This is a genomic window from Aquibium sp. ELW1220, assembly GCF_030398385.1.
GTDB lineage: Bacteria > Pseudomonadota > Alphaproteobacteria > Rhizobiales > Rhizobiaceae > Aquibium.
This window is the reverse complement of sequence record NZ_JAOAOQ010000006.1, coordinates 37,991-58,263: the sequence shown is the minus strand read 5'-3', so window position 1 is coordinate 58,263 and position 20,273 is coordinate 37,991. Positions and strand designations below refer to the sequence as shown.

General features: G+C 66.5%; 19 protein-coding genes. 10 read left to right on the top strand and 9 right to left on the bottom strand.

Annotation, left to right across the window (positions count from 1 at the left end; all coding sequences use genetic code 11):
* Window positions 1–209 precede the first annotated feature (209 nt).
* Window positions 210–548, top strand: a complete 339-nt coding sequence (locus N1F91_RS07635; protein WP_289991213.1) for a hypothetical protein — start codon at window positions 210–212, stop codon at window positions 546–548.
* A 236-nt stretch (window positions 549–784) separates the two neighbouring features.
* Entirely contained in the window at window positions 785–1,123 is a 339-nt protein-coding gene (locus tag N1F91_RS07630) for a hypothetical protein (RefSeq protein ID WP_289991212.1), read from the top strand.
* Between the two features lie 54 nt (window positions 1,124–1,177).
* Here N1F91_RS07630 and N1F91_RS07625 read toward each other — a convergent pair whose 3' ends face one another.
* The 4 genes from N1F91_RS07625 to tkt form a co-directional block, all read right to left on the bottom strand.
* Entirely contained in the window at window positions 1,178–2,374 is a 1,197-nt protein-coding gene (locus N1F91_RS07625; RefSeq protein ID WP_289991211.1) for a phosphoglycerate kinase, read from the bottom strand.
* Window positions 2,375–2,437: 63 nt separating this feature from the next.
* A complete protein-coding gene (locus N1F91_RS07620; protein ID WP_289991210.1) occupies window positions 2,438–4,339 on the bottom strand; it encodes a potassium/proton antiporter in 1,902 nt (633 codons plus the stop codon).
* A 428-nt stretch (window positions 4,340–4,767) separates the two neighbouring features.
* Window positions 4,768–5,775 carry a type I glyceraldehyde-3-phosphate dehydrogenase gene (gene gap, locus N1F91_RS07615; RefSeq protein WP_289991209.1) on the bottom strand — a complete coding sequence of 336 codons (1,008 nt, stop codon included), beginning with the start codon at window positions 5,773–5,775 and terminating at the stop codon, window positions 4,768–4,770.
* Window positions 5,776–5,986: 211 nt separating this feature from the next.
* Entirely contained in the window at window positions 5,987–7,981 is a 1,995-nt protein-coding gene (tkt, locus tag N1F91_RS07610) for a transketolase (RefSeq protein ID WP_289991208.1), read from the bottom strand.
* A gap of 286 nt (window positions 7,982–8,267) precedes the next feature.
* Here tkt and N1F91_RS07605 point away from each other — a divergent pair, with 286 nt between their 5' ends.
* The 3 genes from N1F91_RS07605 (at window position 8,268) to N1F91_RS07595 (ending at window position 9,335) form a co-directional block, all read left to right on the top strand.
* Entirely contained in the window at window positions 8,268–8,534 is a 267-nt protein-coding gene (locus N1F91_RS07605; RefSeq protein ID WP_275403581.1) for a DUF4164 domain-containing protein, read from the top strand.
* Between the two features lie 7 nt (window positions 8,535–8,541).
* Complete coding sequence (locus N1F91_RS07600) at window positions 8,542–8,916, top strand: cell division protein ZapA (RefSeq protein WP_289991206.1); 375 nt, start codon at window positions 8,542–8,544, stop codon at window positions 8,914–8,916.
* 155 nt (window positions 8,917–9,071) lie between these two features.
* On the top strand, window positions 9,072–9,335 hold the full coding sequence (locus N1F91_RS07595) for a DUF2312 domain-containing protein (protein ID WP_126701369.1): 264 nt from the start codon (window positions 9,072–9,074) through the stop codon (window positions 9,333–9,335).
* 278 nt (window positions 9,336–9,613) lie between these two features.
* On the opposite strand, the gene N1F91_RS07590 is transcribed toward N1F91_RS07595, so the two are convergent.
* From N1F91_RS07590 to N1F91_RS07575, 4 genes are read right to left on the bottom strand one after another with little or no spacing between them, the layout of a single operon-like run.
* Complete coding sequence (locus tag N1F91_RS07590) at window positions 9,614–12,322, bottom strand: sensor histidine kinase (RefSeq protein WP_289991205.1); 2,709 nt, start codon at window positions 12,320–12,322, stop codon at window positions 9,614–9,616.
* Entirely contained in the window at window positions 12,319–12,576 is a 258-nt protein-coding gene (locus tag N1F91_RS07585) for a hypothetical protein (RefSeq protein ID WP_289991204.1), read from the bottom strand. Before N1F91_RS07585 ends, N1F91_RS07590 begins: the two co-directional genes overlap by 4 nt.
* Window positions 12,573–13,040 carry a response regulator gene (locus tag N1F91_RS07580; protein WP_289991203.1) on the bottom strand — a complete coding sequence of 156 codons (468 nt, stop codon included), beginning with the start codon at window positions 13,038–13,040 and terminating at the stop codon, window positions 12,573–12,575. Before N1F91_RS07580 ends, N1F91_RS07585 begins: the two co-directional genes overlap by 4 nt.
* Window positions 13,037–14,503, bottom strand: a complete 1,467-nt coding sequence (locus N1F91_RS07575; protein ID WP_289991202.1) for a helix-turn-helix transcriptional regulator — start codon at window positions 14,501–14,503, stop codon at window positions 13,037–13,039. Before N1F91_RS07575 ends, N1F91_RS07580 begins: the two co-directional genes overlap by 4 nt.
* A gap of 190 nt (window positions 14,504–14,693) precedes the next feature.
* Here N1F91_RS07575 and N1F91_RS07570 point away from each other — a divergent pair, with 190 nt between their 5' ends.
* From N1F91_RS07570 to N1F91_RS07550, 5 genes are all read left to right on the top strand, one after another.
* A complete protein-coding gene (locus N1F91_RS07570) occupies window positions 14,694–16,034 on the top strand; it encodes a substrate-binding protein (protein ID WP_289991201.1) in 1,341 nt (446 codons plus the stop codon).
* Between the two features lie 90 nt (window positions 16,035–16,124).
* Window positions 16,125–17,147, top strand: coding sequence for a branched-chain amino acid ABC transporter permease (locus tag N1F91_RS07565; RefSeq protein ID WP_289991200.1), 1,023 nt, complete (start codon window positions 16,125–16,127; stop codon window positions 17,145–17,147).
* Window positions 17,148–17,208: 61 nt separating this feature from the next.
* Window positions 17,209–18,282, top strand: coding sequence for a branched-chain amino acid ABC transporter permease (locus tag N1F91_RS07560; protein WP_289991465.1), 1,074 nt, complete (start codon window positions 17,209–17,211; stop codon window positions 18,280–18,282).
* A 13-nt stretch (window positions 18,283–18,295) separates the two neighbouring features.
* Window positions 18,296–19,054 carry an ABC transporter ATP-binding protein gene (locus tag N1F91_RS07555; protein ID WP_289991199.1) on the top strand — a complete coding sequence of 253 codons (759 nt, stop codon included), beginning with the start codon at window positions 18,296–18,298 and terminating at the stop codon, window positions 19,052–19,054.
* A complete protein-coding gene (locus tag N1F91_RS07550; protein WP_289991198.1) occupies window positions 19,054–19,803 on the top strand; it encodes an ABC transporter ATP-binding protein in 750 nt (249 codons plus the stop codon). Before N1F91_RS07555 ends, N1F91_RS07550 begins: the two co-directional genes overlap by 1 nt.
* A 51-nt stretch (window positions 19,804–19,854) precedes the next feature.
* Here the strand turns inward: N1F91_RS07550 and N1F91_RS07545 are convergent, their stop codons facing one another.
* Window positions 19,855–20,226, bottom strand: coding sequence for a winged helix-turn-helix domain-containing protein (locus N1F91_RS07545; protein ID WP_289991197.1), 372 nt, complete (start codon window positions 20,224–20,226; stop codon window positions 19,855–19,857).
* Between the last annotated feature and the right edge of the window lie 47 nt (window positions 20,227–20,273).

The following is a 20,273-nucleotide window of genomic DNA, read 5'->3' as shown; positions in this document are numbered from 1 at the left end:
GGAACGCCGCTGCAAGCCCTTGAACCGATTGAAAAATATTCAATCGGTTTAGCGGGAGCCGACACTATTTGACGAGTGTTAAACAGTTAACGGACCTCTGGTGCGGCGGGCGCTAGGTTGGCTCCATCACCAACGTCCCCGGCCCGTGTTGCCACACGGGCCCACGAACATATGCAAACGGGGCACGGCCTTGTTTGGGAGCCTTCCAGATGTCACCGATCACCACCGCCCTTTTCGGTTCAGGCGCAGCCGTCGTGTACGTCGTCGCGACCTGGATCATCGAGCCGCTCGGCGGTTCGCCCTACCTGATCCTCATCCCTCTGGCCATCGTCACGATGCTGGCCAGCGCGTGGATCGAGGCCGCCTCGCCGCGCCGATTCCGCTTCGGACCGATCGTCGCGCTGGTCGTCGCCCTCGAAGTCTCGATGGCGGTGGTCGCGACCATCCTTTCCCTGAACGAGATCTATCCCGGCCGCGAGGTGCTCGGTGCCATCATGGCCTTCGCCGGCCTCGCGCTCCTCGGCACCCGGGCAGGGCGCGCGGACTGAGACTGGGCGCGCGGAGCCCCCATCGTGTCGCCGGGAAAGCTGCGGCGACACTCGCGCTTTGGTTGCAAATCTTTGATATCGTTGGGAAAATTGCCGCGCGGAGTGTTAAGGCCTTAACAGAAGACGGCATTCTTCCGGAGTAGGTTCCTCTGCGTCAGGCCCGCAAGGCTCCAGGGTCCGCAAGGATCGCGCGCATGGACCGGCTATCCTGCGGCATCATCCGACACGGAGTTCGCATGTCACAGATGATCACGCTCATGCTGGCGTCCGGCGCCGCCTTCTTCTACATGGCGGCGAGCTGGATCATGAAGGCCTGGGGCGGGTCGACCTATCTCGTCCTGATTCCGGCCGTCATCCTGACGCTGTCGGCCGCTGCCTGGTTCGAGATCGAGGTGCTGCGCACGACACGGCTGGGACACGTGATCATCCTGATCCTCGCGATCGAGTTCCTGATGACCTTCCTCGTGGCTGTCTGGTTCCTCGGCGAGCAGTACACGATGCGCGAACTTGCCGGAGCGGCGATCGTGCTCGTCGGGATCGCCATGCTGTGCATGACACCCCATCACGCAGGTTGAGCCGACGGGCCAGGCTGCCCGCCTGGCTTCCGGCGGCTCCCGCGACGTGCCGTGCTATCGCCTGAGAACGTCGACGCCGGGGAGGGGCTTGCCTTCCATCCATTCGAGGAAGGCGCCGCCGGCGGTAGAGACATAGGTGAAGTCGTCGGCAACGCCGGCATGGTGCAGCGCCGCCACCGTATCACCGCCGCCGGCGACCGAGACGAGCCGGCCTTCGCGGGTCTGAGCGGCCGCGAACTTCGCTGCCGCCACCGTCGCGGCGTCGAAGGGGGCGATCTCGAAGGCGCCGAGCGGACCGTTCCAGACCACCGTGGCCGCCCGATCGATCCAGGCGTTTACGGTGTCCACGGTCTTCGGCCCGACGTCGAGGATCATCGCGTCGGCGGGAACCGCGTCGATCGCGACGGTCTCGCTCGCTGCGCCCGCCTTGAACTCGCGGGCCACGACGCCGTCGATGGGCAGCACGACGGCACAGCCGGCTGTCGCCGCCTCGATCATGATCTGCTTGGCGGTCGCCGCCAAATCATGCTCGCATAGCGACTTGCCGACATCTGTGCCGCGCGCGGCGAGGAAGGTATTGGCCATGCCGCCGCCGATCACCAGCGCGTCGACCTTCTTCACCAGGTTCATGAGGAGGTCGATCTTCGAGGACACCTTGGCGCCGCCGACGATCGCGACCACCGGACGCCGGGGATTGCCGAGACCCTTCTCCAGCGCCTCCAGCTCGGCCTGCATGGTGCGGCCGGCATAGGCCGGCAGCAGGTGTGCAAGGCCCTCGGTCGAGGCGTGGGCGCGGTGCGCGGCCGAAAAGGCGTCGTTGACGTAGACGTCGCCATTAGCCGCCAGCGCCTTGACGAATGCCGGGTCGTTCTTCTCCTCGCCCTTGTGGAAGCGGGTGTTCTCCAGAAGCAGGATGTCACCGCCCGCCATCGCGGCGACAGCGCCGGCCGCCACGTCGCCGACGCAGTCGGACGCGAAGTGGACCCGGCGGTCGAGCACCGCTTCGGTTGCGGCCGCAATGGGGGCGAGCGACAGGTCCGGGTCGGGTCCATCCTTCGGGCGACCGAAATGCGCAAGCAGGATCACCTTCGCGCCCCTGTCCGACAGTTCGGCGATGGTGGGGGCGACGCGCTCGATCCGGGTCGCATCGGTTACAGTCCCGTCCTTCATCGGCACGTTGAGGTCGACGCGCAGCAGGACGCGCTTGTCCGTCACGTCGCCGATATCGTCGAGGGTCTTGAAGTCGGGCATCGTCGTCTCCGTGAATTCAGTCGGCGGGACCATACATTTTGCCCCGACACGCGCAAGGGATGGTCAGTCCGGATCGCGCGGCAGCACAACGTCGGGACCGCGTCCGGCATCGGCCTGGCGCGCGGCCTCCACCTCGCTCCTGCGGAGCCTCGCTTCGCGCCTTCGCTCGCGCCAGCGGCGCACGGCGTCGACCATGCGATCGCGCATCTCGCCGGCGCTGAGGAAGACGGGAACCTGCGGCGCGGCGTGGTGCGGCTCGGTCGACAGACCGACGGACGCAAGCGTGCCGTCCTCGCCGACGTCGCGGACGATCAGCTCGATCGGGCCGACGATGACCCGGTCGGCATATTCGGCACGGCCGCCGAGGCGGGCGATGACGAGTTCGGCGATCGTCAGCCTGGCTTCTTCTTCCGACAGGCCCATCCCGTAGGCCGAGTCGAGGTCGGACGCGGGTCGCGTCGCATCGACTGCGAATTCGCCGAAGAAGTCGGCGTCGTCCTCGTCGAGATCGGCACGGCTGGCGAACAGCCGGTCGAGCAGCGGCGGATAGCGGTCCGGCACGAAGATGTAGACGTGGTCGTCGACGGCCAGGCGGCCGGCATATTGATAGGCCATCGAGCGCCCCTCGCGCACGACCAGCGACGGACGCGCCCAGCGGGGAATGCGCACGCCGCGGGCCACAGGGCTTCCCGCGGCGACGCGATAGGCGAGGAGTTCGTGCCGCGCCGCGCCGGGCAGTTCCAGTTCCACCTTGTCGAGCGGCCCGATCCGCGGTGGCACGACGAGCCCCAGCCGCCGCGCCAGCGGCCCGATGGTCCAGCCCTGCACCACCAGCGAGACGAGGACGATGATGAAGGCGCTGTTGAAGACGTAGCCGCCATTGGGCAGGTCGTCGAGCAGGGGCGTCAGGGCGAGCAGGATCGAGACCGCGCCCCGCAGGCCGACCCACGAGACGAAGGCGGTCTCGGCGCGGGCAAAGCGGAACGGGACCAGGCAGAGCCAGACGGCGAGCGGTCGGGCCACGAAGATCAGGAACAGGCCGAGGCCGATCGCCGGCAGCGCGATCGCGCCGAACTGCGAGGGCGTGGCGAAGAGCCCGAGCACGAGGAACATGATGATCTGCGCCAGCCAGGAGATGCCGTCCTGGAAGCGCTTCAGCCGCGCGGCCGAGCGGATGCGGGAATTGCCGGCGATGAGCCCGGCGACGTAGACGGCGAGGAAACCCGAGCCGCCTATCGCGCCGGCGACGCCGAAGAGCAGCAGGGCCAGCGCGATCACGAAGATCGGCAGGAGGCCGATGTCGAGCTCCAGCCGGTCGACGAGCCGTGCCATCAGGAAGCCGCCGGTGACGCCCGCGGCAAGACCGAGACCCATCTGCATGACGAAGCCCTGGAGGATGTCCATGAGCAGCCAGTCCGCCTCCGGCGAACCACCCGCCGCGATGACGGAGACGAGCGTGATGGTGAGGAAGATGGCGATCGGGTCGTTCGAGCCCGATTCGACTTCCAGCGTCGAGCGCACCCGGTCGCGCAGGTTGAGGTTGCCGGCACGCAGCAGGAAGAACACCGCGGCCGCATCCGTCGAGGCGATGGTCGCGCCAAGCAGGAAGGATTCGAGCCAGGACAGGGGCGTCACGTAGTAGGCGGCCACGCCGAAGACGCCGGCGGTGATGGCCACGCCGACGGTTGCCAGCGACAGGGCAGGCAACGCGGCCTGACGAAAGACCGAGAGCTGCGTTCCGAACCCCGAATCGAACAGGATGACGGCCAGCGCCAGCGAGCCGATGAAATAGGCGATCGCGGCATTGTCGAAGTCGAGCCCCAGGCCGTCGACGCCGGCCAGCAGTCCGATCCCAAGGAAGATGAGCAGCAGCGGGGCGCCGAAGCGAAAGGCGATCAGGCTGGAGAATGCAGCCGCAAGCACCAATGCCGTGCCGATCATGATCGCCAGGTAGACGCTGTCCATGCCGATGTCCCGAACCCTCCGTCGCGCTGTCCGCCCACAGTGCGGCGAAGGCATGGCGGGGGCAAGTCTGGCGTGCACAGAATGCGCCCCAGGGCGGCCGGGCCGACATTTCCCGGGTCTGCGGGAGACGGGTGGCCGGTACGGCCGAAGCCGAGGTCAGGTCATGATGGCGAGGCTGCTGTCAGCTCCCGCCGTCGCTGGCGCCGCTGTCCGTGCTGCCGGGACCTCGGCTGGAATCGTTCTCCCAGCGTCCGGGCGGGCTCGCCCGGGCCGGGTCGTCCCGGCGGCTAGCGCCTTCGCGGCCCCAGCGCATGGCGCCGGGGCGGGAGGGGCGGCGCGCCCTCCGGATCAGGGCGAAGGCCGCCATCAGGGCGACCACGCCGAGAAACAGCCAGAACGGTTCGTTGCCGTCCAGGGCCATCCTGTCGTCAGATGGTCTTGGCGAAGGCCGCGGCCGTGTCCGACATCCGGTTCGAGAAGCCCCACTCGTTGTCGTACCAGGACATCACGCGCACGAGGTTGCCCTCGATCACCTTGGTCTGGTCGAGGGCCACCGTGGAGGAGGCCGCGTCGTGGTTCATGTCGATCGAGACGAGCGGATCGTGGGTATAGGCCAGGATGCCCTTGAGCTTGCCGTCGGCAGCCGCGACGAGCGCGGCGTTGACTTCCTCGACCGTGACGTCACGCTTCGGCACGAACTTGAAGTCGATGACGGAGACGTTCGGGGTCGGCACGCGGATGGAGACGCCGTCGAGCTTGCCCTTCAGCTCCGGCAGGACGAGGCCGACGGCCTTGGCCGCGCCGGTGGAGGTCGGGATCATCGACATCGCAGCCGCGCGGGCGCGGTAGAGGTCCTTGTGCATGGTGTCCAGCGTCGGCTGGTCGCCCGTGTAGGAGTGGATGGTGGTCATGAAGCCCTTCTCGATGCCGAAGGCGTCGTTGAGCACCATGGCCACGGGGGCGAGGCAGTTCGTCGTGCAGGAGGCGTTGGAGATGACGACGTGGTCCTTCGACAGCTTGTCGTGGTTGACGCCGTAGACCACGGTCAGGTCGGCGCCGTCGGCCGGGGCGGAGACGATGACCCGCTTGGCGCCGGCCGCCAGGTGAGCGGAGGCCTTGTCCTTCGAGGTGAAGATGCCGGTGCATTCCATAACGATGTCGATGCCGAGTTCGCCCCAGGGCAGCTTCGAGGGGTCACGCTCGGCGAAGACCTTGAAGGAGTCGCTGCCGACATGGATCTCGTCGCCCTTCACCGTGACCTGCGAGGGAAAGCGGCCGTGCACGCTGTCGTAGCGCAGGAGGTGCGCATTGGTCTCGACCGGACCGAGATCGTTGATAGCGACGATGTCGATGTCCTTGCGGCCGGACTCGTAGATGGCGCGGACGATGTTGCGGCCGATGCGGCCGAAGCCGTTGATGGCGATCTTTACCGACATGCTGGATACCTCCTGGAGGGAAACTGCGGGCGTGGAAACGCCCTCGCTTGATGGTTGCCGCTTCTTAGCGACGCGGCGACCAAGAATCCAGCCGCACGGCCGCGCCGCCATCGGCAAATCCGTTCGGCCAGGGGCCTTTCAATCGATAAACATCGACCAGTCCCCCGCCGGCGGCGCCGCGACAGGATTGCCAGGCGCCGCGAAAGCGTGCTCAGGCCGCCTCGTGCAGCCGCTCCTCGACGGCCGTCACCACCGCTTCGGCCGTGATGCCGAAATGCGCGTAGAGGTCCTCGTACCTGCCGCTGGCGCCGAAGCTCTTCATGCCGACGAAGATGCCGTCCTGTCCGATCAGTGCGTCCCAGGGCTGACGAATGCCGGCCTCGATCGCGACACGGATCGGCGCATTGCCGACGATGGCGGTGCGGTACTGCCTGGTCTGCATCGCGAAGCGCTCCATCGACGGCACCGACACGACGCGGGTCGGGTGGCCGTTCGCCTCGAGCTTCTTGCGGGCGGCGAGAGCGATCTCGATCTCGGAGCCGGTGGCGAAGATCGTCACGACGGCATCGTCGCTCGCGGTCTCCAGTTCGTAAGCGCCGAAGCCGCAGAGATTTTCCTCGACATGCTCGGTGCGGACGGCGGGCAGGTTCTGGCGGGTCAGCGCCAGAACCGACGGTCCGGTCGTGTCCTCGAGCGCCAGCTGCCAGCACTCCGCCGTCTCCACCGCGTCGGCCGGGCGGAAGACGCGCAGGTTGGGAATGGTGCGCAGCGCGGCCATGTGCTCGACCGGCTGGTGCGTCGGACCGTCTTCGCCGAGACCGATGGAATCGTGCGTCATGACGTAGATCACCCGCAGGCCCATCAGTGCCGAGAGGCGGATGGACGGCCGGCAGTAGTCGGTGAAGACGAGAAAGGTGCCGCCATAGGGGATGACGCCGCCATGCAGCGCCATGCCGTTCATGGCCGCGGCCATGCCGTGCTCGCGGATGCCGTAATAGACGTAGCGTCCGGAATAGTCGTCCGCGGAGAAGGGCTTCGTCTGGCTGGTCTTGGTGTTGTTCGAGCCGGTCAGGTCGGCCGAGCCGCCGATCGTCTCGGGAACCGCCGCGTTGATCACCTCGAGCGCGTTCTCCGACGACTTGCGGGTCGCCAGCTTCGGTTTCTCGGCTGCGAGCTTCTTCTTGTAGTCGGCCATGGCGCTCTCGAAGCCGCCGGGCAGTTCGCCGCGCATGCGGCGCTCGAACTCGGTGCGGATCTCGCCGCTGGCCGCGGTGAGGCGGGCGTCCCATTCCTTGCGCTCCTTGGTCGAGCGCAGGCCGGCCAGCCGCCACATGTCGAGAATGTCGGAGGGCACGACGAAGGGCTTGGCATCCCAGCCGAGCGCCTTGCGCGCACCGGCGATCTCCTCGGCGCCGAGCGGCGAGCCGTGCGCCTTGTTCGAGCCGGCGCGGGTGGGGGCGCCGAAACCGATCGTGGTCTTGCAGGCGATCATCGACGGCTTGTCGGAGGCCTTCGCCGCCTCGATCGCCCGGGCGATCGCCTGAGCGTCGTGGCCGTCGCAGCGCTGGACGTGCCAGTTCGACGCTTCGAAGCGTGCGCACTGGTCGGTCGAATCGGACAGGGAGATCGGGCCGTCGATGGAGATGCCGTTGTCGTCGAACAGCACGATCAGCTTCGACAGCTTCAGGTGGCCGGCCAGCGCAATCGCCTCCTGGCTGATGCCTTCCATCAGGCAGCCGTCACCGGCCAGCACATAGGTGTGATGGTCGACGAGATCGTCGCCGAAGCGGGCGTTCATGATGCGCTCGGCCATCGCCATGCCGACGGCATTGGCCAGGCCCTGGCCCAGCGGGCCGGTCGTCGTCTCGATGCCGGCGGCGTGGCCGAACTCGGGATGGCCGGCGGTCTTCGAGCCGAGCTGGCGGAACTTCTCGATCTCGCCGATCGTGATGTCCTCGTAGCCGGTCAGGTAGAGCAGCGAGTAGAGCAGCATCGAGCCGTGGCCTGCCGACAGCACGAAGCGGTCGCGGTCGGGCCAGTGCGGGTGATGCGGGTCGTGCTTCAGGAAGCGCGTGTACAGCACGGTGGCGATGTCGGCCGCACCCATCGGCAGGCCGGGATGCCCGGAATTGGCTTTCTCCACGGCGTCCACCGACAGGAAGCGGATCGCATTGGCCATGCGGGCATGATGGTCGGAAACGGGCATGGTGGCTCTCTCGTCGTGAAACGGCTGGAACGGACCACGCAAAGGCCCGCGAAATGCCCCGGAAAGGCGAGGCGACACATAGCAGGTGCCGATTGCGAGTCAACAAATCCCGGCCTCGTGCTGTCCGGCATCGACAGCTTTGGGGCGACAGGCCGCCGGCTGGTCGACGTCTTTGCTGGGGACCGGGGTGCGGAGTTTGTTGACGCCCCTTTCATGCGGCGTCTAATCTTTCACGGATAACGCGCTCGCAACGCGCACGATTCGGGTTCTCCGCGCAGGAACGGCCGTGGAAGCGACACTGAAAGAGGTCATCAACCGGCTCGGCAAGGCCATGGACGTGCTCGAAAACGCGGCTATGGCGCGGATCGAGCAGGGCCAGGACTATGCCGAGGCGGAGGCGGAGGTGCAGCGCATGAACGCCGACCGCTCCCGGCTCGCGCAGGAACTCGACGCCTCGGAGGCGCGCGCCGAGCGCCTGCAGGACGCCAACAAGGAAGTGTCGCGCCGTCTGGTCACCGCCATGGAGACCATCCGAGCCGTCCTCGACAGGTAGGGTCCCCATGGCGCAAGTCACCGTCAGCATCGACGGCAAATCGTACCGGATGGCCTGCGACGAAGGGCAGGAGGACCATCTCCTCGATCTGGCGCAGAAGTTCGACCGCTATGTCGGCCACCTCAAGGCCTCCTTCGGCGAGATCGGCGATCACCGGCTCGCGGTGATGGCGGGCATCATGGTGATGGACGAGCTGTCGGAGCTGCAGCACCGCGTGAAGGGTCTCGAGACGGAGGTCGCAACGCTGCGCAAGACCCGTGACGAGGCGCTCGCCAAGGCGGACCGGACCGACGCGACCGTGGTCGGAGCCCTTTCCGGGCTGGCGGAACGCATGGAGACGCTTTCCGCGAGGCTTGCCATGAAGGACGTGCCCGGCGGGTGAGGCCTCGGCGGCTCGCCTCATTCTACTACCCACGGACGGCCGTGTTTTGATCGCTTGCGGCTTGACCCTTCCGGCCGGCTGATGCATCGAGACGCCTCGAATTCAGGCGCCGCCCGAACAGAGTCGCGGCGCCCCTTCCAAAGCGGAGCACGAGCATGGCCGACGAGATCACCGAAGAATCCTCCCAGACGATCGCCGCAGGCCAGCTGCGCGCCTTCATCGAGCGCATCGAGCGCCTCGAGGAGGAGAAGCAGACGATCGCCGACGACATCAAGGACGTCTATGCCGAATTGAAGGGCACGGGCTTCGACGCCAAGGCGGTGCGCACCATCATCCGGCTGCGCAAGAAGGATGCCAACGAGCGGCAGGAGGAGGAGGCGATCCTCGATCTCTACCTGGCCGCGCTCGGCATGGCGTGAAAACCGCTCTTCGAGACGCGTCGACTTTCCGGACGTCCCGGTCAGTCCCATCTCGTGTGTCGCCCGGACCGGATGTCCGGAGGAGTTCCTCCGGAAGCGGTCCGGCCCCTACCGGCTTCGGGTGAAAGAACCGCGGCGGACTGCGATCTCACGAGGCGCTCCGTTCGCTTCGTTTTCGCGCTTGCGGAAGGGGACAAGCCGACCCCGGTGCCCGCTCCGGAAGACCTGAGCCCGGCTCCGGCCGGTGTCGATGCCGCGCTTGGCGCCAGTCCGCTCTCTCACGACGGCCGTTTCGCCGCCGGGTTCGTGTGCAGGGGTATCGTCAGCACGAATTCCGCGCCGCCGCCGCCGGGGCTCGCCAGTTCGAGCGTGCCGCCGAAGCGGTCGACGATCTGGCGGCTGATGGCCAGTCCGAGCCCGGCTCCCACCTGACGCGGCATGGGTCCCCTTGCGAACTTGGCGAAGATCCGGTCGCGCTCGCCTTCGGGAATGCCGGGACCGTTGTCGCTGATGCGGGCTTCGTAGGCGCCCTTGCGCACGGCGGTGGTCACCGTCACCAGTGGGCTGGCACTGGTGTTGTAGCGGATGGCGTTCGAGATGAGATTGATGAAGACCTGCGCCAGCCGGTCTTCGTCGCCGTCCACGACGACCTTCGATGCGCGGGCGCGCCGCTTCATCGCGACATGGGCCGCCTTGGCCAGCGCCTCGCAGCTCTCCATCGCCCGGTCCAGTGCGGCTTCCGGATCGAACGGCCTGCCGTCCCAGCCCATGACGCCGTTCTCCATGCGGTTCAGGTCCAGGATGCCATCGAGCAGCCGCGTCAGCCGCAGGCTTTCGTTCTGGATGATGCGCAGGTAGCGGTCCATGTCGCCGGCCGGCAGGTCCGGGTTCGACAGGAGGATGTCGCTGAAGGAGCGGATCGAGGTCATCGGCGTGCGGACCTCGTGGCTCACCTGGCTCAGGAAGTCGTCCTTCTGCATGTCGATCTCGCGCAGCCGCGCGTTGGCGCGCGTCAGTTCGGCCGCCGCGGCCTCCAGCTGCCGGGAGTTGCGTTCCAGTTCGGCCGAATAGGCGCGGATCTGCTCGGTCTCGTCTGCGAGACGCTTGAGTTCGTCGACGCTGATGCTCTCGCTGGTCACGACGCTGGAGACCAGCGCGCGCGCCGTCGCCGCGCCCACGCTCGCGCCCAGCCGGTGCTCCACCTGCGAGATGAGGTCGTCGCTGGCGATCGCGTTCGGGTCGCGCGCCGTGCCACCGGGAAACAGCGCCAGGGCCTCGGACGCGCCGAGGACGCGATCGGCGATCTGTCTGAGCTCGGCGACACGCGCGATCCGCCGGATCACGCTGAACTCGCCCTCGGTCTGGCGGCGGAAGACGTCGACGAAGAGACGCGACTGGTAGCGTGCGAGCGGCGTCGGTTCGGTCGCCAAGGAGACGCCGACGAAGAGGGTGATGTTGGCCAGCATGCTCCAGATGACGGCGTGGACGAGGCTGTCGAAGCGGTCGAGCCCGAAAAGTCCGTGCGGCCGCAGCCATTCCAGTCCCCACGGGCCTTCGCGGATCATCGTCGCGCTCATGACGAAACTGTCGCCGAAGCTCGGCAGGAAAAGCGCGTAGAGCCACACGGCGAAGCCCGCCGCGATGCCGGCAATGGCGCCGCGCTCGGTTGCCCGGCGCCAGTAGAGCCCGCCGACGAGACTTGGAAGGAACTGCGCCACCCCGCAAAACGAGATCAGTCCGATGGCGGCCAATGCCTCCGACGTCCCGCTCAGGCGGAAGTACAGGAAGCCGAGAAGGATGATGAAGACGATGCTCGCGCGGCGCGCGCCGAGGATGAAGCTCCGCATCATCTGCGCGCTCGCTTCGGGGACCAGCGAGAAGCGCAAGGCGAGCGGCATGACGATGTGGTTGGAGATCATGGTCGACAGCGCGATGGAGGAGACGATCACCATCGAGGTCGCTGAGGAGAAGCCGCCCAGGAAGGCGAGCATGGCGATCGTGTCCTGGCCGGCGCTCAGCGGCAGGGTGAGGACGAAGAGGTCGGGATTGGAGCCGGATGGCAGGCGGCCGAGCCCGGCAAGCGCGATCGGCACGACGAAGAGGCAGATGAGGAAGAGGTAGGCCGGAAACAGCCACGAGGCGGTGCGCAGCTGGCTCTCGCTTGAGTTCTCGACCACCGTCACCTGGAACTGGCGGGGCAGACAGATGACGGCGGCACCGGCGAGGAAGCACAGCGTCACCCAGCGCGTGCCAAAGGTGCCTTCGGGATCGAGCAGGCTGACCGGCGCGTGCGCGAAGGCGCCGGCAGGAAGATCGCCGACGCTGGAGACGACCCAGATGCCCACCACCAGCAGCGCGACCAGCTTGACGACGGCTTCCAGCGCGATGGCCGCCACCACACCCTGGTGCCGCTCGTTGACGTCGATGTTGCGCACTCCGAAGATGATCGAAAAGACGCAGAGCCCCGCAGCCACCCAGAAGGCGGTGGAATAATCCGGCGCGAGCGGGATGTTGGCGGCGGTCACCGCACCCGCATGGAAGGTGATGACCTGATAGCTGGCGGTCAGCGCCTTGAGCTGAAGCGCGATGTAGGGCGCGGTCGCGACGAGGGCCACGACCGTCACGAGGGCGCCGAGCGCGGGGTTCTTGCCGAAGCGCGCCGAAATCAGGTCGGCGATCGACGTCGTGTGGTGGATGCGGCCGATGGTGACCAGCTTGCGCAGGAAAATCCACCAGCCGACGAAGACGATCGTCGGTCCGAGATAGATGGTCACGAATTCGAGGCCGTTGCGCGCCGCCGACCCCACCGCGCCGAAGAAGGTCCAGGACGTGCAATAGATCGAGATCGAGAGCGTGTAGACCAGCGGGGACGAAAGCCAGCCGCCCTGGTCCTTGCGGGCGCGGCGGTCGCCGGCGAAGGCGACCGCGAAGAGAATCAGCACGTAGACGAGGCAGACGAGGATGACGACGTCGGCGGGCAGCATCATCGCCTGCCGGGGGAGCTCGCACGGATTGCGGCATCCTCGACGCCGGGCTTCAGCCGGCGCGAGACAAGATAGGCGGCAAGGATGATGGCGGCCCAGACGCCGAAGAGGTAGAGCACGATCAGCGGAACGCCCGCGACGGCCACCGGCGCGGCAAAGATATAGACGAGCGGGGGAAAGATAAGGACGACGCTCACGAAGGGCAGGATCGCGGCGGCGTCACGCGCTCCCCTGTTCTCCCGTTCCGCGTTCTTCATTTCCTTACTGCCAGGTTCCGCACCTGCGCCACCACGTCGGCATTGGCGAAGGGTTTGGTGATGAAGGCGCTCGCGCCGATCTCCTGCGCGCTCTTGCGGTCCGTCGCCTGCCCCTTGGCGGTCAGCACGATGACCGGCAGCCCGCTCAGCCGGGGGTCGGCGCGCACGGCCTTCAGAACGTCGAAGCCGTTCAGCCCCGGCAGCATGATGTCGAGCACGACCGCATCGTACCGGCCGCTTCGCATGCGCCGCAACGCATCGGCGCCGTCGCCGGACACGTCCACCGCAAATCCTGCCTGGGCCAAGATGAACCGCAAGGACTCAACGATGTTCGGTTCATCCTCGACGACCAGGATCCTCGCCTGTGTCAAATCCGTCTTGCCCTCCCAAGCTCTGCAAGCAGTACAACCTGCGGCTGGCGACTGCCATAGGTCTTTCGTTCCGGCGTAGCGACCCCCGTTCACGCGATCAGAGGCGCCTCCTGTCTGGCACCGCATTCGAGCCGCGCGCAAAGGCGGCAGATGGTGCCGACCGGAACCATGGCGGCCTTCCGGTCCAGGCCATCGCCATAGACCACGTGCGCCGCGTCGGCAGCCGAACAGGCCAGCATGATGGAGAGAAGGTGGCGCGGGTGTCCCACCACGGCCGGCGTCTTCTCGACCGCCCGTGCAAAGAACAGGAACTGTTCGCCGCCCGGCAGCTCGCCGAAGCTGCGGACGGTCGCTCCCGGCGATTGGAAGGCTCCGTAGATCACCCAGAGCGGGCAGGCCGTGCCGTAGCGCGGCAGGGGCAACCCCGACAGGGGCAGGCGCTTGGTGACGAAGCCGGACGGATCGGAGCGCATGTAGGCGAAGCGGACGCCCTCGGCACCCGGCTTGCGCAGCGTGGCGATGCGATGGGCCGCCTGCTCGTAGGAGACGCCGAAACGGGCGCACAGGGCGTCGAGATCGTAGCGGCAAGCCCCGGCTGCCTGGAGGAAATCATCGTAGGGCATCAGCACCGCCGCTGCGGCGTAGCTCGTGAGCGCAGAGCGGGCCAGTTCCCTTGCCTCGGCGGATGGGAGCGCCGGATGACTCGAGACGATCCGTGCGATCTCACCCTCCACGGTCGGCGAGACCATCCTGCGGACCGACTGGAACCCGCGGTTGGACGGAATCCTTCCGGCATCCTCCGTCGCGCCTTCGAGGCTGCGTTGCGCTGCCATGTGGGGCGTTTCCCCGGGACGGAAGCCTGCGCGAATCTCTGCCGCAGCCATCTCGAGCGAGCCGAAATAGTTGTTGGTCTCGAAGATGAAGGCGTCGACATGCTCCATCGTCGTCGCCGATCGCACGCGGATGCTGGCGTCATCGAAAAACGAGAGCAGGGAGCGCGCCGCGTCGGAGAGTTTCGCGCCGTCCGAGGTGACGATCGACAGGAAGCGATCGCGGTCGGCCGGGTCGAGCGGCATCTGGCCGGCGAGAATTTCGGCGGACGATCGAATCGAGGTGACATGGGTGAGGAGGCGGTGGACGCTTTCGCCCAGAAACGGGTCGTGGTTCAGCCGGTCGGCCAGCGCGAGCACCGATTGCCGCTGATCGCGATAGGCCCGGTAGAGCCGCCGGATGAGCTCGGCCCAGCCGGGGTCCCTTCCGACGAGGTCCTCGGCGCTCCCGGCGGAAATCTGCGTCGAATCCAGCACCGGATCCGCGATGATCTCGCCGATCTCCTCCGACAGTCGACGGTCGGCCTCGCCATCGAGTTCGGAACTCTCGACACCCAACGCGTCGGCGATCCGGCCCAGGATCGCCGGGGACGCACGGCGCTTGTTCCGCTCGATGAGGTTCAGGTAGGGCGCCGAAAGTCCTGTGCGGCGCGCGAGGTCGGCCTGCGAGAGCCCGCCGGCCAGCCGCGCATTGCGTATCTTCCATCCTCTGAGGGTGCTGCTCAAGGGTCGCCGCCATCGATCTTGTAAGTCATTATCACACGCTTTGACATTCACATACAAACATTTACAAAACTACCTTGTTAAACCAAAGGCTTATTGCGGTATTTACAGTTCTCCGCGATGCTTGGATCAGGCGTCGCGCGCGTCGCCGCGTCCGTTTCACGAATCGAAGCGACAGCCAGGGAGGACTTCCATGAACTTCGACAAGATGAACCGCCGTATATTCCTGCGGAGCAGCGTGCTTGCGGGCGCCGGCCTCGCCATGCCCACGATCTTCACCAGCCGCGCCTGGTCGCAGGAATTCTGCAACGCGCCGACCGGCTCCAGCGTCGTGCTCGGCTTCAACGTGCCGCAGACCGGTCCCTATGCGGAAGAGGGCAAGGACCAGCTCAAGGCCTACCAGCTTGCGGTCAAGCACCTCAACGGCGAGGGCGACGCCGGCATGCTCAACACCTTCAAGGGCTCCGCCCTGAAGGGCAACGGCATTCTCGGCAAGAAGGTCGAATACGTCACCGGCGACACGCAGACCAAGTCGGACGCCGCGCGCGCCTCTGCGACCCGCATGATCGAGCGCGACAAGGCCATCATGGTCAGCGGTGGTTCGTCCTCGGGCGTCGCGGTCGCTGTGCAGTCGCTGTGCCAGGACATGGGCGTCATCTTCATGTCGGGCCTGACCCACTCCAACGACACCACCGGCAAGGACAAGAAGGCGAACGGCTTCCGCCACTTCTTCAACGCCTACATGTCCGGTCAGGCGATCGCGCCCGTGCTGGCTGATGCCTATGGCAAGGACCGCCGCGCCTATCACCTCACGGCCGACTACACCTGGGGCTGGACGCAGGAGGAATCCATCAAGAACGCCACCGAGGCGCTCGGCTGGGAGACCGTCGCGGCCGTCCGCACGCCGCTCGGCGCGGCCGACTTCTCGCAGTACATCACGCCGGTCCTCAATTCCGGCGCCGACGTGCTGATCCTCAACCACTATGGCAACGACATGGTGAACTCGCTGCGTCAGGCTGTGCAGTTCGGCATGCGCGACAAGCAGGCGAACGGCAAGAACTTCGAGATCGTCGTTCCGCTCTTCTCCGAGCTCATGGCGCAGGGCGCAGGCGATGCGATCAAAGGCATCTACGGCACCGCCAACTGGGACTGGCAGCTCGACAATGACGGCACCAAGGCCTTCACCAAGTCGTTCGGCGAGGAATACGGCACGCCGCCCTCGCAGGCCGCGCAGACCGGCTACGTCCAGGCGCTGCTCTACGCCAACGCCTGCGAAATGGCCGGCACCTTCAATCCCGAAGGCGTGGTCAAGGCACTCGAAGGCTTCGAATTCGACGGCCTCGGCAACGGTCCGACCCTCTACCGCGCCGCCGACCACCAGTGCTTCAAGCCGGTACTCGTGGTGCAGGGCAAGGAGAGCCCGCGCGACAAGTACGACCTGCTCCAGGTCGTCAAGGAAGTGCCGACCGACGTCGTGACCTACGATCCGTCGATCTTCGGCGGCGAACTCGGCCCCGTCTCCAGCAAGTGCTGATCCGCTGAAACGCAGGCGGCCGGCCGAATGGGCCGGCCGCCTGCGGACGGAATGCGGCTTCTCCATTTCCCCGCGCGGGGCGGAAACATCATGGACCAATTCGTTCTGCAACTGCTCAACGGCCTCGACAAGGGCGCCGCCTATGCGCTCATCGCGCTCGGTCTGACGCTGGTCTTCGGGACGCTCGGCGTCGTCAATTTCGCGCACGGCGCGCTGTTCATGATCGGCGCCTTCTGCGCCGTCGTCTTCAGCCGACTGCTCCAGCTCGAGACCGTCACCGTCGATCCTGAGAAGCTGACGCCCTGGGGCTCGCCGATGGAGATCCGCACGCCGCTCGTGCAGGCGTGGCTCGGCGACTTCGGCGCCTTTCTCGTCGAATGGTCGGTGCCGCTGTCGATCCTGTTTGCGATTCCCGTGATGCTGTTCGTCGGCATCGCCATGGAGCGCGGCCTGATCCGCTTCTTCTATCGCCGCACCCATGCCGAGCAGATCCTCGTGACCTTCGGCCTGGCCATCGTGCTGCAGGAGATCGTCAAGGCGAATTTCGGTGCCAATCCTATCCCTGTCGCGACGCCTCCGGCCCTGTCGGGCAGCGCCGACGTCGGCACGTGGATCGGGCTCGGCAGCATCTACTATCCGTGGTGGCGGCTGATCTATCTGGGCTTCGCGCTGGTGGTCGTCGGACTGGTGATCTCCTTCCTGCGCTTCACCACCTACGGGATGGTCGTGCGCGCGGGGATGGAGGACCGCCAGACGGTCGGTTTCCTCGGCATCGACATTCAGCGACGGTTCACCGTCGTGTTCGCCATCGCCGCGGTCGTGGCAGGCGTCGCGGGCGTGATGTACACGCCGATCGTGCCGCCCAACTACAACATCGGCATGGACTTCCTCGTCCTGTCCTTCGTGGTCGTGGTGGTCGGAGGCATGGGGTCGGTGTCGGGCGCCGTGCTGGCCGGATTCCTGCTCGGCATCCTGCAGTCCTTCGCCGCCATGAACGAGATCAAGAACATCATCCCCGGGATCGACCAGGTCATCATCTATCTGGTCGCGGTCGTCGTGCTCCTGACGATGCCGCGCGGTCTTCTGGGACGCAAAGGCGTGATGGAGCGTTGAGATGGCGATACTGCGCAACGACCTCGTCCGGCTCGCCCTCTTCGCTCTGGTCATATTGACCATGCCGATCTGGCTCGCGCCCATCGGCGCCGCCTATCCGGACCTGATGCAGAAGATCGCGATCTACGGGATCTTCGCCATCGGTTTCAACATCCTGTTCGGCATGACTGGCTACCTGTCCTTCGGCCATGCCGCCTTCCTCGGCGTCGGGTCCTACGCCGCCGTCTGGTCTTTCAAACTGCTGACGATGAGCGTCATCCCGGCCGTCCTGTTCGCGGTCGTCGTGGCGGGGCTCTTCGCCGCCGTCATCGGCTTCGTCAGCCTGCGACGGTCAGGGATCTACTTCTCGATCCTGACGCTCGCCTTCGCGCAGATGTCCTACAATCTGGCCTATTCGGTGCTGACGCCGATCACCAATGGGGAGACGGGCCTGCAACTGGCGCTCGGCGATCCGCGCATCCTCGACAGGGCCTTCACGGACGCCGGCTCGGGCATACCGCCGCCCAACCTGCTCGGCGAAGAGCTCAGCGGGCTGAGCGGCTTCTTCTTCTGCGCAGCTCTGCTCATCCTGTGCTTCTATCTGGCGATGCGCATCGACCGGTCGCCTTTCGGGATGATGCTGAAAGCGATCAAGTCGAACCAGACCCGGATGGCCTATACCGGCTTCAACACCCGGCCCTATACGCTCGCCGCCTTCATCATCTCGGGCATGTATGCCGGGCTCGCCGGCGGGCTGCTCGCCGCGACCGATCCGCTCGCGGGCGCCGAACGCATGCAGTGGACGGCGTCGGGCGAGGTGGTGCTGATGACCATCCTCGGCGGCGTCGGAACGCTCGTCGGTCCCGTCGTCGGCGCCGGTGTGATCAAGTACTTCGAGAACATCTTCTCCGCCTTCCACGAGGCCAAGCTGCACGAGGCCTTCTCCTTCCTGCCGGACGGTCTGGAGAATTTCTTCGTCACGATCACGGCACCGTTCGTCGGCGAGGGCTGGCACCTGACGCTCGGCGTCGTCTTCATGCTGATCGTCATCTTCCTGCCCGGCGGCCTGATGGAGGGCGTCCGCAAGATACGAAATGCCTTCACCCGCAAGCCGGCCAGTCGGGAAGAGACCGGCCGGCTCGCCCCGGCAGAATGAGTACGGAACCCAGATGGCCAACGCTGTTCTTCATGTCGCCGACGTCCACAAGAGCTTCGGCGGGCTCAGGGCCCTGTCGGACATCGACCTCCAGGTGATGGAAGGGACGACCCACGCCATCATCGGCCCGAACGGTGCCGGCAAGTCGACCCTGCTCAACGTCTGCATCGGGCGCATCGCCCCCGACACCGGCGCCGTCGTCTTCGACGGGCAGGTCATCACCGGCAAGCAGCCGCACGAGATCAACCAGATGGGCGTTGTGCGGGTGTTCCAGACGCCCGAGATCTTTCCCGATCTCTCGCTCCTGCACAACGTAATGGTGCCCGCCTTCGCCAAGCGGGACGGCTCGTTTCGCCTGAACGCGTTGCAGGTGACGTCGCGCCAGACGGCGATCCGCGAGGAGGCCGAGCACTGGCTTGAGGATGTCGGGCTCTACAAGCAGCGTGAAACGCTCGCCGCCAGCCTCTCGCGGGGCGACAAGCGCCGGCTGGAACTGGCCATGGGGCTCGTCCAGCATCCGCGCCTGCTGCTGCTCGACGAGCCGACCGCCGGCATGTCGCGGCACGACACCAATTCAACCATCGATCTCCTGCGGAAGTTCAAGGAACGCGGCATGACCAAGGTCATCATCGAGCACGACATGCACGTCGTGTTCTCGCTCGCCGACCGCGTCACGGTGCTCGCTCAGGGCCGGATCATCGCCGACGGCAAGCCGGACGAGGTCCGCGGCAATCCGGTGGTCCAGGAAGCCTATCTGGGAGGGGCACATTGATGAACGCCATGACCATGCCGAACCCGGCCGAGGCAACCGAAAAGGCACCGTTCTTCAGCGTCCGCGACATTCACGCCTATTACGGCGAAAGCTACATCGTCCAGGGCGTCAGCTTCGACATCCAGGAGGGCGACATCGTCGCGCTGCTGGGGCGCAACGGGGCCGGCAAGACCTCGACGCTGCGGACGCTGGCGCGCGCGCTCGATCCGCAGCTGAAGAGCGGCGAGATCTGGCTGAACGGCGAGGCGGTGCACAAGCTGCGCGATTTCCAGGCGGCCGGGAAGGGCATCCAGCTCGTCCAGGAGGATCGCCGCATCATTCCCGGCCTGACAGTCGAGGAGAATCTGAAGCTGGCGCAGATCGCCGAACCGAAGGGATGGTCGATCGAGAAGATCTACGATCATTTCCCGCGGCTGGCCGAACGCCGCCGCCAGGACGGCGTGACGCTTTCGGGTGGCGAGCAGCAGATGCTGGCGGTGGCGCGCGCGCTCGCCCGGGACCTGAAGCTCCTCCTTCTCGACGAACCCTACGAGGGGCTGGCGCCGGTCATCGTCCAGGAGATCGAGCGTATCGTCGAGCAGATCAAGGCGCTTGGCATCACCACCATCATCGTCGAGCAGAACGCGGTTGCCGCGCTCGAACTGGCGAACCGGGCTCTCATCCTCGACATGGGCCAGATCGTCTTTGACGGATCGGCGCAGGCGGTGCTCGACAACGCGGATCTTCGCAACGAGTACCTGGCAATCTGAACCGCGCGACCGGACGGCGGCCCGTGCCGCCGGCTGGCGTCCGTCCGTTCTTCAGCCGTGTCCGGTCGGATCCCGCAGCATCGCCTGCATCTCCGCCAGTCCCTGGGCACCGGAGGCGGCGGCATCCGCCTCGAACCGGCGGTACAGGTCGAGAACCCGCCTGCCGGTGTCGGTAAGGATCGCGCCGCCGCCCTGCGGGCCGCCGCGCGTGCTTTCGACGAGCGGTTCGCGGAACATGGCGTTCAACGTTTCCACCAGCATCCAGGCGCGCTTGTAGCTCATGCCCATCTCGCGCCCGGCGGCCGAGATGGAGCCGGTGCGGTCGATCCGTTCGAGGAGATCGGCCTTGCCGGGACCGATCATCTCGCCTTCGCCGAAGACGATGCGGATCCTGACGACGGGTTGCTGCGCGGCGCTGTTCATGCCGTCATCATCGACCGCCCGAGCCGCGCGGACAAGCCGCTTCGCTC